This is a genomic window from Acidithrix ferrooxidans (genome assembly GCF_000949295.1).
In the GTDB taxonomy this organism is placed as follows: Bacteria; Actinomycetota; Acidimicrobiia; order Acidimicrobiales; family Acidimicrobiaceae; genus Acidithrix; species Acidithrix ferrooxidans.
Genome location: NZ_JXYS01000083.1, coordinates 15,256 through 35,367, shown reverse-complemented (window position 1 = coordinate 35,367; position 20,112 = coordinate 15,256). Strand labels below are relative to the sequence as shown.

Below are 20,112 nucleotides of genomic sequence, written 5' to 3'. Positions count from 1 at the left end.
GTCGAATGCAAGCCCATTCAACTAATGACGTCATCAATCGTTGCTTAGATGCTGGCTTTACCCCAAACGAAGTAAAAGAAGTACTTTCAATCAATGCTGATATACCTCCCGATAACCGAGTGTATGAATTCCTCACCACGTTCTCTCAAGGACGGGCTGCGCTGGAATCCACCAGAAAAAAGAAGGAGATAGACCTAGAAGCACTAGCTCGGATCAATAATGCTAAATACCTTTGCGAAATAGCGTCCAGTCGTTACAACACCGTCGAAACGCTCAATTTCCTGGCACAATCACCTCATCGCGCGGTACGAGTAGCCGTTGCTGGCAACCCAAACACGCCACCTGAAACGCTAGTGGAACTTTATCTCGAATCAACACCCGAACTGCGTGGCTTTTTAGCTGAAAATCCAGCCACTCCTAAAAAGTATCTAGAGAGAATTTTCAAACGTGACAAGGGTTCAGCCGAACGGCGACTGGCAAAAAACCCCTCTGTTCCCGGCGAGATTCTAGAAGCGATTATTGCTACCGAAACAGCCGACACCAAAATAACGATCGCAAACAACCCCGGCGCGGAACTTCAACTTCAATTTAAGCTCGCCGAAGATGCTGACTGGAGAGTTAGGTATGCCTTAGGGAGATCGGTCTTTGCAAAAAATGAGGTCATTGTCAAACTCGCCACCGATCCATTAGCCTCTGTGAGATCCGCGATCGCCTTGAACCCGCGCACCCCACATCCTACAATGCTCCAATTGCTAGAGGAGGAGGATTACGTGGTACGGTACCGTCTAGCCCAAAACTCGGCTCTACCTCTACCAATATTTACAAAAATCATTGACGATCGCGATTCCTCAGTGCGAAGGATATCGACTACAAATAGCCACTCCCCTTTTTATTACATACCTGAAGAAATGGCTGATGCGATAGAGAACCAACCGAACTATGCATGGGTATCTTTTCTCTCAAATGAACAAATTCCAGAATCAATTCGACATCAATTAAGAAACACAAATGTGCCCCAAACCGACGTAGCTATTAATGAATTTTCCCATAGCCATCCGAGCAATATCGCTCTCTTTGCTGAATTAATTGCTCGCAATAAATACAAAACGAGCTTACATGTGAAATTTACTTTAACTGGATTACTGTGTCGACATCCTAAACTAACCGATGAGATTGAAGAGTTGACCATTAGCATTCTCGAAGAGTGTGACTACTCTGAATCGATCCGACTACAGTTGCGCCAAATACTCATATCGAACTTCCATGGAGAGCACAATGTCATTCAAGCTTTGCTGCGTCGCACCGTCGCTGCATAAAATCTCACGTCTTTATCAAGAGCTAAAAAGCAGGTCATCTCGATACTCGAAGATGACCCCAATCTGATCCCAGAGTTAGAGTTGCACTGCTTGAAAAAGATCATTTAGACAAAATCGATCTACAAATTAAATTCGAGAGCTCCGGTAATCTAGAGTCATTAGATGGACTTCGATCTAAATGAATCTCAACTTCTCTTTCGCTCTCGAGTTAAAGCGTTCGTAGACAAAAAGGTAATTCCGAACGCTCGAAAACTTGAGCAGAGTAGAACATATCCTGAAGATCTCGTTCTGGAGATGGCCGAGATAGGCCTCTTTGGAATGACTATCCCCCAAAGCTATGGCGGACTTGGCCTTGACTGTGTGTCGATGGCTATCGTCTTTGAGGAACTTTCACGTGGATGGATGGGACTAGCTGGGGTGCTAGGGACCCATAGCCTATCGAGCGCAATGATCTCCAAATTTGGAACGCCTAAGCAAAAAGAGAGATACCTACCCAAGCTAGCCAGCGGTGAAAAAAGGACAGGAATCGGACTCAGCGAAGCGAATGCAGGCTCCGACCTCCAAGCGATCAATACAACTGCGGTAAAAGTCGACGGAGGCTACATAATTAATGGCTCCAAGATGTGGATAACGAATGCGCGCCACGCAAATCCCCTACCAATCCTCGTAAAGACCGACCCCAAAGCGACACCTAGGCACCTCGGGATGTCTATATTTCTCATAGAGACACCAGCCAAGGGATTCTCAATAGTCAGAGACATCGACAAGCTGGGATACATTGGCCCTGAAACCTGTGAAATTGCAATTGAAGATCTCTTTGTAAGCGACTCTCAACTGCTAGGTGAAAATACTGGCCATGGTCTGAGCCAAGCGCTTTGGGCGTTACAACTTGGGCGTATAAATGTTGCGGCGCGCGGAATTGGTCTTTCACAACGCGCTTATGACGAGGCCCTCAAATACTCAAACGACAGAAGCGCCTTTGGCTCACCCATCTCCGATTTCCAACTTATTGGGGCTAAGCTCGCCGAAATGGCCATGAACATTCAGGCCGGAAGATTACTTACCTACTGGGCGAGCGAAGCAGTCGATCGGGACCTTCGACTCGACCAACCACCAGCAATGGCAAAGCTATTCGCCTCAGAACTCGCTTTATCGACCTCACTCGAATCGATGCGTATCCACGGTGGATATGGATACTCCACGGACTTTGAAGTAGAGAGACTCTATCGCGACGCCCCTTTATTAGCCATAGGAGAAGGAACAAACGAGATATTAAAGACGGTAATTGCAAAGTCGATCAATCGGGACTACCGAAATAAAAACCGAAGATAGTACTACCAATCCAGAGAAATATCTCAAACATGCCTATGATTAACGATCCGACTTCCATCAGAGCATGAGCAATCAATTAGCCTTGTTAACTTTTTATACTATCGAAAAAGGGCTAATTAAAAAACCAGCTTGGCGTAACTATCTACCTTGAAATTTCGGCGAACGCTTTTCAACGAAAGCCGTGATAGCTTCCTTGGTATCTAAACTTTTGAAATTAATGGCCTGGGATTTAGCCTCGGAATCAAGGGCGCCGACCATGGTTGAGTCGAATGAATCGTTCAAAAGTGATTTGATCAAAGAGAGCGCAATAGGAGGTCCCTGAGCCAGCCGAAGGGCCCAATCACGAACGAAAGAATCGATTTCGTCTTCGTCGATCAATTGGTTCAACAGCCCCATTGAAAACGCCTCTTGGGCACTCAGGATATCACCGAAAAAGGCCAACTCCTTCGCCTTATGCAGTCCTATAAGTCGAGGAAGCAAAAAAGACCCGCCGAAATCAATCGAGAGCCCCCGCTTCACAAAGATCTCCGAGAAGCGAGCTTGAGGGGAGGCTACTATCAAGTCGCAGCCGAGGGCCATATTGCACCCCGCACCCGCAGCTATTCCAGTAACTTTAGCGATAGTGGGCTTAGAAAAACGATGTAGCATGAGGGCGACATCGTTAATCTCCCTCATTCGGGCCATTCCATCACCACCGACGAGCTCGCCGCCAGAGAGATCAGCACCGGAACAAAAGGCACCGCCCGCACCTGTTATCACCAGGACTTTGGCTGTAACATCTGATTCTAGGGCGACAAGAGTCTTACGCAATTCCATCCACATTTGATTGTTGATCGCGTTCTTCTTCTCAGGGCGGTTGAGAATCAGCTCAACCACACCTTCATTGTCTCGGCTTGTCAAAATAGTTTCCATAACCCACAAAGGATAACACAAGGAACCGTCGAGGGCTTAAAAATTAATCAAATGAGACCCAATTATCCCCCGCACCCAAATAGACCCGGAAATCAATCCTTCCTCAAACCTCGCCCAGTCACCGCCAAAGTTAATTACCAACGCGATATAAATCCATCAACTGCCGTTTCCGAGATGAAGCTAGAAAAATATCATTCATTCTCAAAAACGACAAATTACTTTGTTAGATTTAAGTTGGCCGAACTAGTGATCGACCTTGTGAGCTAATTTTTGGAGGGAAAGCACTTATATGCGAAGCGAAATAAAGGGAACCACGATGCCCGTTCTCGAGATGTGGCTTGATTCCGGCGAATCGATAATCTCAACACACGGCGAGCTCTCCTGGATGACTCCCAACATGACAATGAACACTACATCCGGGCTAGGCGGAGGAGGAAAAGGACTTCTTGCTGGTATAAAGAGGGTGGCCGGAGGTGGATCCCTCTTTGTAACCAAATATAGTGCCGCCAATGGCCCAGGAAGCGTCGCCTTTGCGGCCAAAATGCCGGGCCATATCTTTCCAGTCGAGATTACCCAAGGGGCAGGATACTTAGTACATCGACATGGCTGGCTCTGCGCCACACCCGGAATCACTCCGACCATCGGCCTTCAACAATCTTTTAGGGCGGGCCTCTACGGGCGAGATGGCTTTGTGTTGCAACGTCTTGAGGGCAGCGGTACCGCTTGGATCGAGCTATCTGGGGAGACAATCACATACGACCTCCAACCCGGACAGAGTCTGCTAGTCCATCCTGGCCATGTGGGGATGTTTCAAGATACAGTCGCCTTCCAGATGACAACCATCCAAGGACTCTCCAACATCTTCTTCGGTGGCGACGGATACCATCTAGTAGCACTGACTGGACCCGGCAAAATCTGGTTACAGTCCATGCCACTTCCAATCTTGGCCCATTCGCTGCAACCCTATATAGCTCCGCCTCAGTCGTAAATGACAATAACCCCTAATAAAACCCTAATAAAAGAAGTCGAACCGTACGCTAAAAAACTACCTTGGAAATTACACCATTGCTGGGCGTGAGGGGCCTTGCTTAGCTACGAGCGGAATCGATCCACCTTGGGGGCAACGTCCCAAGAAAAGCCGGGGCTTTTCTTGGGACGTTTCAAAGAACAACCAGTATTTTTATATTTGCAGTAAATAGATCACTGGTACACCAAGTCGTCAATAAAGCTAAAGAATTTCTAAATCGCCAGCGTCGCCAAGGCCAAAACACGACCTTCTCATTTAGAAGCTAGAACAAGGAAGCTACCGGGACCGAAGAGTTGTGACCACCTCGACTTAACGCAGACTCCAAACAAAACACATGCGAAATTATTTGGCTTTCTGCCTCAAATACCAAATCATCGACCGTCACCACCCCTTTTATCTCATCAAGGAACAGCAGATATCATGGACTCGCGATTCAATCATGCAAGCGCTATCTATCTGTTTGAGATGTGGATACCATTGCTTGTCCGTAGTCCATCCCTGCCTAAATGGTAATTTAAAACAAATCCGAGATTACAAAGCGAAATCCAAGAAGCGAACTTTTTAAAGTGGGTATCTAAATCCTCGATATCTGCCTAGATAGCTCCAAACCACACGCAAAGGCAACTATCGACAACAAGAACAACCGGCCGCCTCCTCAAATCCAAAACCACACGTTGCAATCTCCAAAACCACACGTTGCAATCTGAGATGAAGCTAGAAAACGTTTAATTCAACCCCCTTGGACCTAGACTGTTGAAGTTGTCTTAAGGAACCTTAGGCAAAAGAGGAAAGGCCTCCCTCAGTGCTCGAACGCAACATCGGACCGATCGGAAGGATAGTTGATCCATCAACAAATCAACTCTCACAGTGTCGCAAAGTTCAGCCTTTTCAAGCGTCCAAAATCTACCTTTGTCCCGCATGTAGCTATGAGATTGGCCATGGCATCGGCCACTTTGTAGTCGTTCCCGACTTTGATCCCACACAGCGTCGTCACTGGCACGAAAGTTGTCTCAAACGGGCGCTTTCGCAAAAGATAGCCACTTCAAATAGGTCAAAGGGGCGGAAGCGCAAAAAGACTAAAAAGCAAAGGCACGACCAAGGCCACGACGAAAATCACCGATCAAATCATCAATAGATTCAATTCCGACGCTTACTCTAATCAATCCTTCGCTCACTCGTTTCCCATCTTGTCTAGCTCGTCTTTCCACTTGAGTCTCCACCCCTCCCAAGCTCGTGGAATTAAGAGCGATCTCTAAACTCTCACAAAACAACTCAGCCCTATATGGGTTGGGACCCAAGTCAAACGAGAACATGCCACCACCAAATCGCATCTGTCTCTTAGCGATCTCAATTGACGATTCGTCGCCCAGAAATGGGTGGTTCACCGATATGACCTGGCTTTGAGCGGCCAAAAAGCTGGCCAACGATAGAGAATTGCCCGAAGCTCTCTCTATCCGCAGACCTAGGGTCCGGACTCCCCTTAAAATTAAAAACGCCTCCATTGGGCCAAGGATTGCCCCATTTAGGGTCCGAAGGGTGACCAAGGATCCGTGCCACTCTCGATCTTTGGTGACAACCACGCCACCTAGGACATCTGAATGGCCAGAGAGATATTTAGTCGCGGAATGCACCACAACGTCCGCCCCTAACTCAAGAGGATTTGTGGAGATCGGTGTCGCAAAGGTGTTATCGACACACAGGCGCCCGCCAACTAAATGAGTACTAGAGGCGATGGCCTCAATGTCATAGATCGACATCAAAGGATTAGTGGGCGTCTCCATCCATACAATATCAACGCCACTACTAGCTTCAATAGCATCGCAGAAGCTCTTGGTTGAGGAAGCGTCAACGCCCTTATAGAGAATCTGGCCTGATCGAAATCTGGCCTCGAACTGATTAATAGTTCCCGTGTAGGAGCCGAGCAACGCAAGCACGCTGATTGGGCGATGAAATAAAAAGCTAAGCGAATCGATGACGCCGCTACAGGCCGCCAGCCCGGAAGCAAACGCGACTGCCTTACCCTCTTCTAATCCCCCTACCACCTCTTCAAGGGCCTCTACGGCCTCTTGAGAAGAGCGTGAGTAGATTCGCTCTCCCCCAGCTATATAGGTGCTTGAAAATACGGGAGAGACATTTAGGGGAGATCCGGGATATTGCTGTGGGCGCCCCAAATGAACGCTCTTGGTGTTCTTTGCCTGTTCCATTAAAGCCCCGAATCAGTCGTCATATGGCAATTATGACTAAGAGCTTAATGGCGACAAGTCAAGCAACGGACCTCAATGAATCGCCTCTTTCTTGGGAAGCTCTTCCACATTGACATCTTTAAAACTAATTACCGAAACGGACTCGACGAAACGAACCGGCCTATACATATCCCACACCCAAGCGTCTTTCAATTTGACCTCGATATGCATTGCCGAACCAGATACGACCGGAAGAATCGAGACTTCATTTGCTAGGTAAAACCGTCTGTCTGTCTCTACAACATATTTAAACATAGGCAAAACAGCTCTGTACTCTTGGTACAGAGCTAGCTCTACTTCAGACTCAAACTTTTCTAGTTCCTCAGCACTCATATCTCTTCCTCAATGTCAGATCGGATTGGCTCACTAGCGATCCTAGTGTCATTCCAAAAATTCATGAAAAGACAATCGAGACTCGCCAACACAACTGAGCGCCATAGCGCCATCGAGTTGGACGTTTGAAATAAAGGAGTCTTCCTTTAGGAGCATCAATATCTCCCAAGGGATATTAATCGCGCTTCTCTTTGATCTTGGCAGCCTTACCAATTCGATCACGAAGGTAAAAGAGCTTAGCGCGACGAACGTCACCTCTCGAAACCAACTCAATCTTAGCAATAATTGGAGAGTGAAGAGGAAAAGTCCTCTCGACACCCACGCCGAAACTTACCTTACGAACCGTGAAGGTCTCATGGACGCTTCCGCCTCTTTTGGAGATAACAACACCTTGAAAGACCTGAACACGCTCGCGGCTTCCCTCTACAACTCGCACGTGTACCTTGACCGTATCCCCTTGGGAAAATTTGGGCCTATCAGCCTTTAGGCTATCAACATCGATTAAATCGGTCGGCTTCACTACGTCTCTCCTGACTAAATTAGCGACAATCAATCATAATCGCTCGAAAAACTTTATACCGCCAAAACACCACCAAGCGATGATGCGGTGAACGACACAGAGTAAACATCCTAGTCGAGATGGGGCAGAAGATCCGGCCTCTTTGACCGAGTGCGCTCTAAAGCGCTCTCCTTGCGCCACCTAGCAACCTCGGCGTGGTTACCTCCCAAGAGCACCTCTGGAACCGAAAGGTCTCGAAAATGCTCCGGACGTGTGTATTGCGGATATTCAACTTGATTATTACAAAAGCTCTCTTCGTAGAGAGACTCATGGTTTCCAAGGACGTTTGGAAGAAGTCGCGCGGCAGCCTCGATGGTTGCCATGGCTGCAACTTCACCCCCTGCCAAAACAAAATTTCCCAAAGAGATCGCCCCATCCACCAAATGCTCTTCAACCCGAGCATCGACCCCTTCATAGCGGCCACAAAGCAAGGAGAAACCTTCCAATTCGCTGAGTTCACGAGCAAAACTTTGATCTAACGGCCTTCCCCATGGAGCCATCAAAAATAGGGGCCTAGGAGGTTTAATCTCTTCTATTGCCTCAAAGATCGGCTCCGGTCGCATAACCATTCCCGCTCCCCCGCCATATGGGAGATCGTCAACGCTCCTATGACGATCATGGGTAAAGTTACGAATATCTATACATGAAAGCTCTAGCGCACCAGAGTCTTGAGCTCTACCAAGGATCGAAACTGAACAATAGTCCTCGATGACTTTGGGAAAGATCGAAAATACCACTACCTTCAAACGTGCTCCTTCTAATTCACTCTCGACGATCGATCTGTTGGACCACAACCATCTTTGGCCTAAACCAGATAATTAGAGTCCAACATTTCCAAAAGCAATGAAAACCTAGTTCAACCTTGGGGCTCAGAACTAGACGGGTAATCCACAAATAGCCCCTCTGGCGCCTCTATGTAAATCTTTGATGAAGCAGCGTCAAATCGACTTACAAATACAAGTGGCACAAGCGCTCCGCTGGCAAGAGAGAGCAGATCGCTGGCGGGGTTCTCGATAACTTCAATCACCACACCCCGATCTATGCCATCTTGGTCTAAGACGCTAGATCCAATCAACTTGTGAATCCACAGCGCTTCATCGTCTTCGATGGGCTCTCCGTAAATCATCATCCCCGAAAGCAATTCGGCGCGATTTCGGTCGCTATAACCCTCAAAGCCGATCAAGATACGGTCATGATGAACCTTTGACGACGCCACGATTAACCATTGTCCGCCAACGAAGAGTCGCGCACCGACTTGCCTACGTTCTTTCCGATTGGAGACAAACGATACCGAAACCTCACCTTTTATCCCATGAGGGCGATGAATTCTACCTATTTCTAAAAGGTCATCAGTAATTTTGAACTCCTTCACATTCGACGTAGACCTAGCTCGACGGCTAGCAACGAATAACCAACTTCTCGTTCCTACCCATAAGACAATAAGGCCTTAGTATTAATTTTCTCGTTGAGCATGCATGGCGCCATGAAAATCAAGCATGCTCCCAGAGATATATAGCCCGGCCGTAAGGAAACGACCGGGCTATATATAATCACTTTATAATCACTATATAATCACTTAGCTGATTAAAACTCTTAGCTACATTGTTTGACCAACAAAGACTAGCTAATTACTCGCTTCAACAATCTCTATAAAGGCGTCACAGCCGTCTTTGGCAGCGGCGGCACGAACGACTGCTCTTATTGCTCCGGCGATCTTACCATGGCGACCAATCACGCGTCCCATATCAGACTTATCCACGTGGAGGGTCAATTTAACTTTTCCGCTCCCTTCGATCGTCTCGCTAACCGAAACACGATCGCTCCTTTGAGTGAGGGAAGCGCCAAGATAATCTAAAACGCGTAAAGCAGTGGGAGCTCCTGTAGTGGCTCCATCACCCTCGCCCGCCTGGATAGTCTCATTCGACTCCGAGCTTGAATCATAGTCAACCACTAGTTAGAACCGCCCTTGAACTGATCCCAAGTTCCACTAATTTCAAGAAGCTTGCGAACGCGCTCGGTAGGCTGGGCACCTTGTCGGAGCCACTTGAGAGCCTTCTCAGAGTCGATCTTTATATCTGCTGGTGAGCTAGGACCGGTGCCATCAGCCTCGACTACGACTTTGGTAACGGGATTGTAAGTACCCAACACTTCGATGAAACGACCATCACGAGGAGACCTCGCATCGGCAGCAATTACACGGTAAGTTGGGCGCTTCTTTTTTCCCATACGGACTAGACGTAGTTTTACAGACACAAAATCTCCTAAAAAATATTCGACACACACGAGAGAGAAATTTTGTCCTCGAGCAATTGGAAGTGTCGACTAATTACAGCCTCTAAATTCTAGAGTCCTTCGGCACACTTTGGTGCACTTTATCTCTTTATCTCTTTGCGCGCCTCTTTTTGGCACCCTTTGAGGCAATATTTTTTTTCGTTGGACTCGGTCCGCCGAGGCCCATCTGTCGCATCATCTTTTGCATATCTCTGAACTGCTTCAACAAATTGGAGACCGCAGTAGGGGTACTTCCAGATCCTTTGGCAATTCGATTGCGCCGGCTTGCATCAATTAGGCCGGGGTCACGTCGCTCTTGACGGGTCATCGACGAAATGATCGCCTCAATCTTGGTCAGTTCGCCCTCGTCGATATCAGCATCCTTGATCTCCTTTGGAATACCCGGCAACATAGAGATGATTCCCTTCAGAGGGCCCATCTTCTTGACTTGCTGCATCTGTTCCATAAAGTCTTCAAGATCGAACTTGCCCGCCTGAATCTTTTTAGCACCGCGCTCGGCTACATCTTTATCCAGATTTCGTTCGGCCTTTTCGATAAGGGTTAGGACGTCGCCCATACCTAGGATTCGATTTGCCATCCGATCTGGATAAAAGCTGTCGAAATCTTCCAGCTTCTCGCCTATAGAAGAAAAAGCGATCTTCTTACCAGTAACTTCAACTACAGATAGTGCAGCTCCACCTCGAGCGTCACCATCTAACTTGGTCAAAATGGTACCCGAGAGATTTACCGCCTCGGCAAAGGCGTTTGCCGTATTTAGCGCATCCTGACCAGTCATAGCATCGATCACCAAAAAGACATAATCCGGAGAGACGGCGTCTTCGATTGCCACCATTTCAGCCATCAAATCTGCATCGACCGCTAAGCGGCCAGCAGTGTCAACTATCAGGATATCTCGGCCCAGGGACTTAGCTCGGTTTAGACCCGCACGTGCCACCTCAATGGGTGAAGTTGTCTCAGAAAAAAAGTCCACCTTGGCGCTCTCGGACAAGATTCGCAATTGCTCAACAGCGGCAGGGCGAGCAAGGTCCGCACCCACTAAAAGTGGATGTCTACCTTGGCGGCGCAGATGAAGTGCCAACTTAGCAGCAGCAGTGGTCTTACCAGAACCCTGAAGTCCGACCAACATAATTACCGTTGGAGGCGACGATGCGAAGGTGAGTCTAAAGGCATCACCACCAAGAGTCGCCTTCAGCTCCTCATTCACCAACTTCACAATCTGCTGTGCCGGAGTAAGTGCTCGGGACGTCGCCTCTGAGACCGCAGCCTCGCGAATACGACTTGTAAACTTGCGAACCACCTCCAAGTTGACGTCCGCCTCTAGAAGCGCTAAACGAATCTCTTTGAGTGCCGCTTCAATGTCCACAACCGAAAGGCGGCCTTTGCGCCGCATCTTCGTTACTACGCCCTCGAGACGCTCGGAAAGATTATCAAACATCTTCTAAGATCTCCCTGATACCTAGCTCGACAGCCATGGCAGTCGATCAAATCACCTAATCAGCATAAATGGTATTTAGTCACGCTACCTTTTAATGCTCGATTTCTATAACCCCCAAAACAGTCTCGCTAACCCAAAAGCACTCAATTCACATTTGAAGCACTGCAAAAAATGCCGATTTGGTCGATTTCATCATCGTCGCGGGCCACATAGGCCCAGTTGAAAAAATTGAGTGGAAAAGGCTCAAAGGTACTATCAACATTTCCTAAGTAAAAGTCCTTGGCGGAGGAAGTTCCTTGACCTTTTTCAAGTGCCATAGAGCAGTGAGGTCAAACTAAGTTTGCAATGGCTCGGCACGATTCGACAGCCATAGACGACCTCATTTCTAGATTTCTAGCTCGGATACCTCAAATAGACCATATCTACAATTAGCACCGTTGACCTTTGCAGCTATATGACAAAATGGTTCTACCGACCCCAACGCAGGAACATCTCAAAGGTGTCTAGATAAACCTTTTGGGAAACAATTCGTCGACCAATGGTACCAAATTAGCACCGGGCCAGGCCAACCGAGGACAAAGGAAGATAAAGACAGAAAAGGGCACGGCTAAAGAGAGGATACATCCAGCTGAAGTAGCGATTTAAAACCATCTCAGCCCCAAAAAATATCCAATCAAAACAGCGCTCAATATGATTCTGTCTTTAGATCTTGAGTGTGCCATTGGATCCTGGGCCTATATGTAGAGATAAAGGCACAAATCTCGAACTCAGTAGCTATCTTGCTTGGAGCAGAGCCACGTTTTCAACTTTACCAACCATAACAAGATCTTTTAGAACTTTGGCATGACCATCCAAAATTGTTCAGGCTCTTCGAAATTTTAATAGCCCTTGAAATTGTTAACTTACAGTGATACACCCATATCCCCCAAAGTGGTATGAAAGGCTAATATTTTGATCTCCCAGGCACAAGGCATCGCCCGTCTGACCGCACATCTTCAAGAATTTCTAGGTGCTTGGCCACCTTCGGCTGAAGGGATAGAGGTGATAGGCTCGCCCATGAGAGCATTACCAGGTTGGGATGGGACCGTCGCTAAATACGTTGGAGTAGTTCAAGGTAATGGGGCCGGAGTGCTGTCAGTACCCCCTTCCCAACTCGAGAGGTTCAAAGATGCGCTCAATATTGCTGTTGAAAGACACGGTGCCCCTGATGCCATAAAGCACCTGCCCGAATACCTTGAGCTTGGTGACATTACTTACTTTAGCGGTATCTTTAGGTTCACCTACTCTCCAATTGAATTTCCATCGTCTGGGAGATGGTTCGACTATCTCGATCCGATAGTTCCCACCTGGCTGAAACCTTTTAAGAGTGAAGTCCTTTTAGCCCTTGACGAGGATGGAGACTATATCGCTGGCGTAGGGGTCAAGCACCACGGAAACTATGGCCGTGAGATCTCAGTAGTAACCGAAGAAAGAGCACAAGGTCGCGGTTTAGCCAAGGCATTGGTATCCCAATGCGCACGCAAAATTATCGACGATGGATACGTTCCCACCTATCTGCATTCCCCTCTAAACCTCGCATCATCAGCCGTCGCAAGAGCCGTTGGATTCAATGATTTAGGGTGGAGGATAATCGGCCTGAGGGCCGTTTAGTTAATGTTTAGGGCGAAGTGCAAATCAATTTATCCTTCATGATTCGCCCTTTGATTTGAAGCGTCAAATTAGCCACATCGACTCGTGAGAGTTATTGTGGCTCCAAGGGCTGCAATCAAAATCAAATTTGACCCCCGATGCCGCCTCGCTTAGAGATATTATTGATTGGCTGCTATGGCCAACCTGGAAGTGGTGAATACCGAAACCAAATTCTAAAGGTCGCATTAGGTGCCCCGAAGCGATCACTACAATAATTACGATACTAAAAGGCAAATTATGGAGTCAATAATAACAAATACCGGAATTCTAGAGGACGCTAAGTCCATCGCGACGGAGATGATAGATCTCCGACGAACGATTCATTCCAATCCGGAACTTGGACTCCATCTGCCAGAAACTCAGCAATTAATCTTGAAGTATCTCGAGAACCTTGGCTTCGATATTACCCTTGGCAAAAATAGTTCTTCAATTATTGCAATCCTAAAAGGTGATCAGCCAGGACCATCTACCCTACTACGGGCAGATATGGATGCATTACCCATGCCTGAGGATACGGGCCTTGGCTATGCCTCTAAAATTCCCAATAGAATGCACGCCTGTGGCCATGACGCACACGTCGCAATGCTTTGTGGAGCCGCAAAGATATTGGCCCTTCGAAAAAGTGAGTTACGAGGACGAGCGGTTCTAATGTTCCAACCAGGAGAGGAAGGCTACGGTGGAGCGGCTGTGATGATTGAAGAGGGGCTCATCAACGACTTTGGCACTATCGATCGAGCCTTCGCAATCCACATAACGCCAGTGATTCCTAAAGGGATTATCGCAATAAAATCAGGTACCCTGATGGCATCTGCGGATGAATTCTCGATAGAGGTGATTGGAAAAGGCGGCCACGCATCAATGCCTTCGGATGCAGTTGACCCAATTCCTGTGATGTGCGAGATCGTCTTAGCTCTTCAGTCCATGGTTACTCGCCGCATTCCGGCATTCGATCCCGCAGTTCTGACGGTATCCAAGATAGAAGCTGGAACCACCTCTAACGTAATACCCGAGAAGGCAACCGCTCTTGGGACGCTGAGAGCGGTCTCTGAAAACACGAGGCTAAGTGCGATCGAACTGATCGAAAGAGTCGTGATCAATATCGCCAAAGCACACGGATGTGAAGCCCTCTTGCACCTCCATCACGGGAGTTACCCGGTAACGATAAACAACGAGGTTGAAACCCAAAGAACTGCCGAAATAACACGAGAGCTACTTGGTCAAAATTCCCTGGTAATAATGCCAACACCAGTCATGGGAGCAGAAGATTGGTCATTTGTTCTTCAAAACCTTCCAGGTGCCATGGCCTTTTTAGGAGCAGCCCCTCCTGGTGTGGCAATGCCGGCTCCGAATCACTCAAACAAAATGATCATCGACGAAGATGCAATGGCCATAGGAGCAGCCCTTTACGCCGCTATGGCACTCTAGCCAAACCAAGCACTTTGGCCCTTTGGCCGATTTTCATTACCAACCGTCATATACTGTTTATTAGTGGCTTCTTCCAACTCAATGGGAGTGGCCACTTTTTGCGTAAGTACATCGTCGCTTAGTCCATAAAGATACGCGTTACCGGAAGCTCAAAGTACGCACATACAAATCAAAGTTGTGATGGATCGCCTTGCCCGCTGGTACATCTTTCGCTTTTATAGATACAATTTCAAATTTATGATACATAATATAGATATCCAATTCCATTAGTCTCCAAACGGGATAGACCCTAACCAAAACACGACTAAACGACCAGCCAAAGCCGCTTTTCTTGATTGAGGCTAAGATTGCCAACTTTGAATTATCAATGAGTGATCACGCAAATTACCAAGCGTAAACCAATTCCCCATCCCTGACGGTTTCATCACCGACAATGGCCCCAAGACCCACTTATCCAAAGATCAACCCAAATTGACTCCATCATTTCCCGTGATCTCCAGACAACTCCATGGATCAATTGGGATTTCTGCAATCATTCAAAGTGCGAAGCGAACATCCCATTTCAATCCTAAAGTTGGCACTAAATGGAGTCGAGATGCTTTATACACAAGTTAGAAGGTTACTTTCGAACTAGTGGCAATCAGATCTAACCTAAGGATCCCTAGAGGACAAAGGTGATGGTTTGAAAGCAATTAGGAAAACACGATCGGGTGGATCCGGCGGGCTATTGGAGGCCCCTCGGAGCCTTTTGATCGGACAATTCAGGGATGAACAAAAATAGGGGTTGGTCCATGTCAATAAAGTTTCAAGAATTGAAGGTTAGTCAACGTCTGGCCATAGGATCAGTAGTTCTCGCCTTGCTTTTCGTTTTGAGCGGAGGATTCGCAATTAGTGCCACCGCCTCTGGTTCATCATCGATCACCAAACTGTCGGCTATGGTGACAAGCGGAGGAGATAGTTTAACTCTTGGGCAGCTTGCGACCGCAGTTGCCCTCGCAGAAAACTCAGTCGCTTACGATTATGCCTCCAACGCCTCGCCCAGTGGCGATCTAGCCACTTTCAAGGCTACCGTAGGGGAGTATGCTGCACTAAATAAAGCTTTCTCAAGCACACCAATGAACGCCAATATGCGAAAGCTCACAAACCAAGCGACTGCCAACCTTGGTGTCTATGTCTCCATGTCAAATCAGATCAATGCGCTCTTGGCTTCCCACACAGTAGCAAATAGCAAAAAAGCAGGCCTCATGGTTGCGAATCTAGCTATTGGGAGTGTCATTACCCCACTGGCTACAATCAGCAAGTACTACGGACTGGCAATCAACACAACATCAAAGAATGCCACAACGTCAGCTACTAACCTCGAAGAGACCCTGGTTGCACTACTCCTTGTCGCCCTGGTGGCTGCAATCTTTATCTCACGCAAAACCGCTAAATCAATTACGGTTCCACTCAATAGTCTCGTCGAGTCGCTGGACAGGGCAGCCACCGGAGATTTGACCATTAGCGCTGGCTACCAATCCAAAGACGAGATAGGCAGACTCTCAACCTCACTAAATACCTTTATAGCTAAGGTAAAGGGAGCAATCTCTGAGATGTCGACCACCTCTGCAACGTTAGCAAATTCGTCGGTAAAGCTAACCAAAACATCAGAGGAGCTAGCCACCTCAGTCGATGGGACGCTGGAACGAACCAATAATGTCAGCCGAGCTGCTGAAAACGTCTCAACCAATGTGACCCAAGTCGCCGCTAGCACCGAAGAACTACGAACTTCGATCGATGAAATAGCCAGAGGTGCTGCCGAAGCAGCTCGAGTGGCTGGAACTGCCGTCGGAACTGCTGAGATAGCTGTCGAAACCATGTCCAAACTAAGCGAAAGCTCAGCTAAGGTCGACGAGGTGGTAAAGGTCATAAATGCAATTGCCGAACAGACCAACCTCCTAGCATTGAACGCAGCAATTGAAGCAGCACGTGCCGGTGAAGCAGGTAAAGGCTTCGCAGTTGTCGCCTCAGAGGTCAAAGACCTTGCTAAAGAGACGTCCGAAGCAACGCACAAGATCGCTAACCGGATCTCTGAGATGCAGGGCGATACCGATCAAGCTATTGAAGCAATCGATGCCATCGCTGGAGTCATCTCAAAGATAAACGACCTGCAGACCTCTATTGCATCCGCGGTCGAGGAACAATCAGCCACCACTCAGGAGATTGGGAGATCGGTCTCAATCGCGGCAGACGGATCCGGACAAATTGCTATTCGCCTCGAAGAAGTCGTAGACATAGCACGATCCAACACATCCAATGCCTCAGCGACCAAAGAGGCGGCCCAGGAGCTATCGAGATTCTCAGACAGCCTCATCCAATTAGTTGGAAGATTCAAGTTAGGTGGAAGCTCCTCCAGCGCTCCAGTGATTCGCGAAACACCAAAGAAAAAAGCTCAGCGAGCACGATTTTCGCCAGGTGAAGATAAGGGAAGCTCAAGTAACAAATCAGGGGTAATGCGATAGGTTCCAAACAGACCATATTGACCCAAAAAATTAGTCCCAAGGGTCCCGAGGGCCCTTGGGATGAACAGCTAAAACACCTCTGAACCGCTAAATCCCCTATTTCAAGACCCATATCCTGTTTTCAGAACTAATCCTCCAACAGCACTGCCATCGATATCGTTTGATCAAATTCCCAATTGGTGCCCTGCAAAACGAGATCCAACTTCTGTAACAGCCTTCGATTCGTAGCGCCAATCAACGCCCCAAGGCTATCGATCTCCCACCTTCCCAAAGGGGCCCCGTCTAATGATACTGAAACGCTCCTAAATATATTTGAATTAGAAACACAACATCTCATTGGCACGATCTTGCGCAATACCCACAACATATAAGCAATACAGTATGAGCGTATCTGAAAATCTAGAACACACTAAAAACGTCCAATCCAAATTCATATGCATCAAACCCCAATCCCACCAAGTATCGACCAATCACCTTTCATAAGATTTCCTCACTAGTTTCCTCACTAGCACTTAAATGTAAACAGACTGGAGAAAATACTTAAATATCGCCATTACGAAAGCAGTCTGCCGTCGCACCGAAATAAAAAATAAGGGTCACTACCTGGCTATAGCGAATTTGCCCGAGCGTGCCCAAGGCCAAGAATGGATCCCCAATCAAATAATAAAAAGAAGGCTCCCTTGAATAGATTTGAATAAAACAACCCTATCGTAGGGGAACTTTAGGTCAATAAGACCGTATGAAATCACTACCAAGCCAAGGGTTGATTTGCCGAATGAAAACTACAGCTTCTAGCAATGATGGAGCTAATTTTATTATTTAGGCCCTCAAACCTTCCATTGGAGACACTCTTTTCAAGTTAAGGGGTTCGCTAGCAGCCATAATTGCGTCCGTTCGGGTTGGAATTGGCTTTTGACAATGTCACAAGGCTAGCTACTTCTGAAGCCAATTCAGAAACATGCCCAAGGCCAATAATTCGACCATCTCGTCATTAGATAATCCACTACCGAACATCCCTCTTAGGGATTCTTTTATCTCCTAGGACTTCAGGAGTTTTCCAAAATCCACATTATGGATATAAAGCTCACGTTAGTATCGGATCAATCAATTGGAAGCCTCTCAAACCACATGAAGGTTAGGAGAGCCGAAAAGAAATCACCAGTAACCAAGGCACCCAATGGACTAAAAAACCAAGTAATGAGCTTTATTTCCAATAGGAACACACAACTTAACGATAATTAAATCAAAGGGCGAAAGGTCCGACAATTCTCGTCAACTATAAGAGTTGAAAGGTCTCAAATTTCGATCTTCTAACCCAAATAAACGGTAAAAATTCTGCGCCTATATTAGATTAATCACTTGTCAAGGAAAAATAGAAGCGACACGCTCCACGCTTGATTTAGCAACTCTCGATGTCATAATCAAACCCATGCAAAAGATGCAAACGCCAAAGGCCACCAAGAGCCACCAGCTCGAATGGCTAGCCCTTGCCAAATTACCGGTGAGCTTCCCGCCCATCGCAACCGATAACATAGCACCCACAATAGCAACACCTAGAGACTGACCGATCTGGCGGCTCGTCGACGCCACAGCAGCGGCAACACCTGCCTGTTGACGCGGCATTCCAGATACAGCGGCATTGGTGATAGGTGCATTAACTAAACCAAAACCAAGTCCAAAGAGTAAATAAGCACCAAAAAGCCAAGAAAATGGAGTGGTCGCAGTAAGAGTAGTCAAAGCAAGACTACTCAGGCCAATGCCCAAGCCTCCGATCAGCAATGGTATCCTCGGCCCGACGCTGCCTACTATACGCCCCGATAGCGGAGCTGCAAAGATGGTCATCACAGCCATTGGAAGGGTATCAATTCCTGCTGAAAGCGGAGATAGCCCCCGCACATTTTGAAGATAGAGAGTATTCATGAATAAAAAACCACCTAGCGAGCCAAAGGCTGCAACCGCAACAACAGTAGCCCCGGAAAACGGAATGCTTCTGAAATATCGCAGATCTATCAATGGCTCATTCCTTCGCGGCTCATAGATCAGCAGCGAGATAAGGCTCACACCCGCAATGACAAATGTGCTTACAATCTTCACAGAGCCCCATCCGGAAGTAGGTCCCTCAATAATTCCAAAAATCGCAGAAGCTAAAAACACCAGTATCAAGATCTGTCCTACTGGGTCCAACTTACGTGCGCGGTCGGCACGCGACTCTGGAATAAACCTACCCGCCAATATAAAGGCGGCAATCCCGATTGGAACATTGATCCAAAAGATGGAACGCCATCCCACCGAATCAACTAAGGTTCCACCAAGTATTGGGCCCAGAGCCATGGATACGCCAATAACCGCACCCCAGATACCAATTGCTTGTGCACGCTCTTTAGGATCGGTAAAAGTGTTAGTAATTATCGAGAGTGCAACAGGATTCAACATCGAGCCGCCAATCGCCTGGAGCATTCTAAACGCCTCCAAAAACACTAAATTTGGGGCGAGGCTACAAAGAAGAGACCCGAGGGAAAAAACTATCAACCCAACTTGAAACGTCTTGCGCCTCCCAAGTCGATCGCCGGTAGAACCAGAAAGCATCAAAAGGCTCGCCAAAACGAGCGTGTAGGCATCTACGGTCCATTGAAGGCCAGAGACGCTAGCACCTAAGTCCCTGCCAATGGATGGAAGAGCCACATTTATTATCGTATTGTCAATGCCTACAATAAAAAGGCTCATCGAGCAGATGGCCAAAATAGCCATCCGCCGGGATCTACTTAAATCATTTAGCGACGTACCATTTGATGCCAAGAATCGCTCCTTTAGGTCTGGACAACAAATCGACTACGGCCTGAAAGCCTCTCGGGCTCTCGGGCTCTCGGGCTCTCGGGCTCTCGGGCTCTCGGGCTCTCGGGCTCTCGGGCTCTCGGGCTCTCGGGCTCTCGGGCTCTCGGGCTCTCGGGCTCTCGGGCTCTCGCACAAAATACCACGCTAAGGCCAACATCCGGAATTGCCAATTACAAAAATAAAATTATAACCACCGAGATCAGCCTTACTCAAAAA

17 protein-coding genes are annotated in these 20,112 nt (G+C 47.6%); 7 read left to right on the top strand and 10 right to left on the bottom strand.

The window, feature by feature from the left end; genetic code table 11:
- The first annotated feature begins 5 nt into the window (after positions 1-5).
- Positions 6-1,316 (top strand): hypothetical protein, encoded by a 1,311-nt coding sequence (locus tag AXFE_RS13145; protein WP_160291860.1) that lies wholly within the window; start codon positions 6-8, stop codon positions 1,314-1,316.
- A 162-nt stretch (positions 1,317-1,478) separates the two neighbouring features.
- Positions 1,479-2,648: an acyl-CoA dehydrogenase family protein gene (locus AXFE_RS13140; RefSeq protein ID WP_052606420.1), complete on the top strand. Its 1,170-nt coding sequence runs from the start codon at positions 1,479-1,481 to the stop codon at positions 2,646-2,648.
- Between the two features lie 138 nt (positions 2,649-2,786).
- Here the strand turns inward: AXFE_RS13140 and AXFE_RS13135 are convergent, their stop codons facing one another.
- Positions 2,787-3,560 (bottom strand): enoyl-CoA hydratase/isomerase family protein, encoded by a 774-nt coding sequence (locus AXFE_RS13135; RefSeq protein ID WP_052606419.1) that lies wholly within the window; start codon positions 3,558-3,560, stop codon positions 2,787-2,789.
- 289 nt (positions 3,561-3,849) lie between these two features.
- Here AXFE_RS13135 and AXFE_RS13125 point away from each other — a divergent pair, with 289 nt between their 5' ends.
- Entirely contained in the window at positions 3,850-4,548 is a 699-nt protein-coding gene (locus AXFE_RS13125) for an AIM24 family protein (RefSeq protein ID WP_052606417.1), read from the top strand.
- Between the two features lie 1,115 nt (positions 4,549-5,663).
- Here the strand turns inward: AXFE_RS13125 and AXFE_RS13120 are convergent.
- From AXFE_RS13120 to ffh, 8 genes are all read right to left on the bottom strand, one after another.
- Positions 5,664-6,791 carry a trans-sulfuration enzyme family protein gene (locus AXFE_RS13120; protein WP_052606416.1) on the bottom strand — a complete coding sequence of 376 codons (1,128 nt, stop codon included), beginning with the start codon at positions 6,789-6,791 and terminating at the stop codon, positions 5,664-5,666.
- Positions 6,792-6,863: 72 nt separating this feature from the next.
- Entirely contained in the window at positions 6,864-7,163 is a 300-nt protein-coding gene (locus tag AXFE_RS13115; protein WP_052606415.1) for a DUF2469 family protein, read from the bottom strand.
- A gap of 175 nt (positions 7,164-7,338) precedes the next feature.
- Positions 7,339-7,683 carry a 50S ribosomal protein L19 gene (rplS, locus tag AXFE_RS13110; protein WP_052606414.1) on the bottom strand — a complete coding sequence of 115 codons (345 nt, stop codon included), beginning with the start codon at positions 7,681-7,683 and terminating at the stop codon, positions 7,339-7,341.
- A 110-nt stretch (positions 7,684-7,793) separates the two neighbouring features.
- On the bottom strand, positions 7,794-8,468 hold the full coding sequence (gene trmD / locus AXFE_RS13105; RefSeq protein WP_052606429.1) for a tRNA (guanosine(37)-N1)-methyltransferase TrmD: 675 nt from the start codon (positions 8,466-8,468) through the stop codon (positions 7,794-7,796).
- A gap of 110 nt (positions 8,469-8,578) precedes the next feature.
- Positions 8,579-9,094 (bottom strand): ribosome maturation factor RimM, encoded by a 516-nt coding sequence (rimM, locus tag AXFE_RS13100; protein WP_052606413.1) that lies wholly within the window; start codon positions 9,092-9,094, stop codon positions 8,579-8,581.
- Positions 9,095-9,346: 252 nt separating this feature from the next.
- Entirely contained in the window at positions 9,347-9,673 is a 327-nt protein-coding gene (locus AXFE_RS13095; RefSeq protein WP_052606412.1) for a KH domain-containing protein, read from the bottom strand.
- Positions 9,673-9,975, bottom strand: a complete 303-nt coding sequence (gene rpsP / locus AXFE_RS13090; protein ID WP_052606411.1) for a 30S ribosomal protein S16 — start codon at positions 9,973-9,975, stop codon at positions 9,673-9,675. Before rpsP ends, AXFE_RS13095 begins: the two co-directional genes overlap by 1 nt.
- A gap of 127 nt (positions 9,976-10,102) precedes the next feature.
- Positions 10,103-11,449, bottom strand: a complete 1,347-nt coding sequence (gene ffh / locus AXFE_RS13085; RefSeq protein ID WP_052606410.1) for a signal recognition particle protein — start codon at positions 11,447-11,449, stop codon at positions 10,103-10,105.
- Between the two features lie 951 nt (positions 11,450-12,400).
- On the opposite strand from ffh, the gene AXFE_RS13080 reads away from it, so the two are divergent.
- The 3 genes from AXFE_RS13080 (at position 12,401) to AXFE_RS13070 (ending at position 17,064) form a co-directional block, all read left to right on the top strand.
- Entirely contained in the window at positions 12,401-13,099 is a 699-nt protein-coding gene (locus AXFE_RS13080) for a GNAT family N-acetyltransferase (protein WP_052606409.1), read from the top strand.
- Between the two features lie 276 nt (positions 13,100-13,375).
- On the top strand, positions 13,376-14,563 hold the full coding sequence (locus AXFE_RS13075; RefSeq protein ID WP_052606408.1) for a M20 metallopeptidase family protein: 1,188 nt from the start codon (positions 13,376-13,378) through the stop codon (positions 14,561-14,563).
- A gap of 791 nt (positions 14,564-15,354) precedes the next feature.
- Positions 15,355-17,064 carry a methyl-accepting chemotaxis protein gene (locus AXFE_RS13070; protein ID WP_052606407.1) on the top strand — a complete coding sequence of 570 codons (1,710 nt, stop codon included), beginning with the start codon at positions 15,355-15,357 and terminating at the stop codon, positions 17,062-17,064.
- Between the two features lie 1,362 nt (positions 17,065-18,426).
- Here the strand turns inward: AXFE_RS13070 and AXFE_RS13065 are convergent.
- The gene (locus AXFE_RS13065; protein WP_052606406.1) at positions 18,427-19,812 is read right to left on the bottom strand and encodes an MFS transporter; all 1,386 of its coding nucleotides are present in this window, start codon (positions 19,810-19,812) and stop codon (positions 18,427-18,429) included.
- Between AXFE_RS13065 and AXFE_RS13060 the strand changes: the two genes are divergently transcribed.
- Positions 19,796-20,044, top strand: a complete 249-nt coding sequence (locus AXFE_RS13060; protein WP_052606405.1) for a hypothetical protein — start codon at positions 19,796-19,798, stop codon at positions 20,042-20,044. The genes AXFE_RS13065 and AXFE_RS13060 overlap by 17 nt on opposite strands.
- Positions 20,045-20,112 lie beyond the last annotated feature (68 nt).

Bases quoted from the DNA above. Each gene is read 5' to 3' on its own strand.
- AXFE_RS13135 (WP_052606419.1), bottom strand. From the start codon at position 3,560: ATGGAAACTATTTTGACAAGCCGAGACAATGAAGGTGTGGTTGAGCTG.
- AXFE_RS13075 (WP_052606408.1), top strand. From the start codon at position 13,376: ATGGAGTCAATAATAACAAATACCGGAATTCTAGAGGACGCTAAGTCC.
- AXFE_RS13060 (WP_052606405.1), top strand. From the start codon at position 19,796: ATGGCCAAAATAGCCATCCGCCGGGATCTACTTAAATCATTTAGCGAC.
- AXFE_RS13115 (WP_052606415.1), bottom strand. From the start codon at position 7,163: ATGAGTGCTGAGGAACTAGAAAAGTTTGAGTCTGAAGTAGAGCTAGCT.
- AXFE_RS13070 (WP_052606407.1), top strand. From the start codon at position 15,355: ATGTCAATAAAGTTTCAAGAATTGAAGGTTAGTCAACGTCTGGCCATA.
- ffh (WP_052606410.1), bottom strand. From the start codon at position 11,449: ATGTTTGATAATCTTTCCGAGCGTCTCGAGGGCGTAGTAACGAAGATG.
- AXFE_RS13145 (WP_160291860.1), top strand. From the start codon at position 6: ATGCAAGCCCATTCAACTAATGACGTCATCAATCGTTGCTTAGATGCT.
- AXFE_RS13065 (WP_052606406.1), bottom strand. From the start codon at position 19,812: ATGGCTATTTTGGCCATCTGCTCGATGAGCCTTTTTATTGTAGGCATT.
- AXFE_RS13140 (WP_052606420.1), top strand. From the start codon at position 1,479: ATGGACTTCGATCTAAATGAATCTCAACTTCTCTTTCGCTCTCGAGTT.
- AXFE_RS13125 (WP_052606417.1), top strand. From the start codon at position 3,850: ATGCGAAGCGAAATAAAGGGAACCACGATGCCCGTTCTCGAGATGTGG.
- AXFE_RS13120 (WP_052606416.1), bottom strand. From the start codon at position 6,791: ATGGAACAGGCAAAGAACACCAAGAGCGTTCATTTGGGGCGCCCACAG.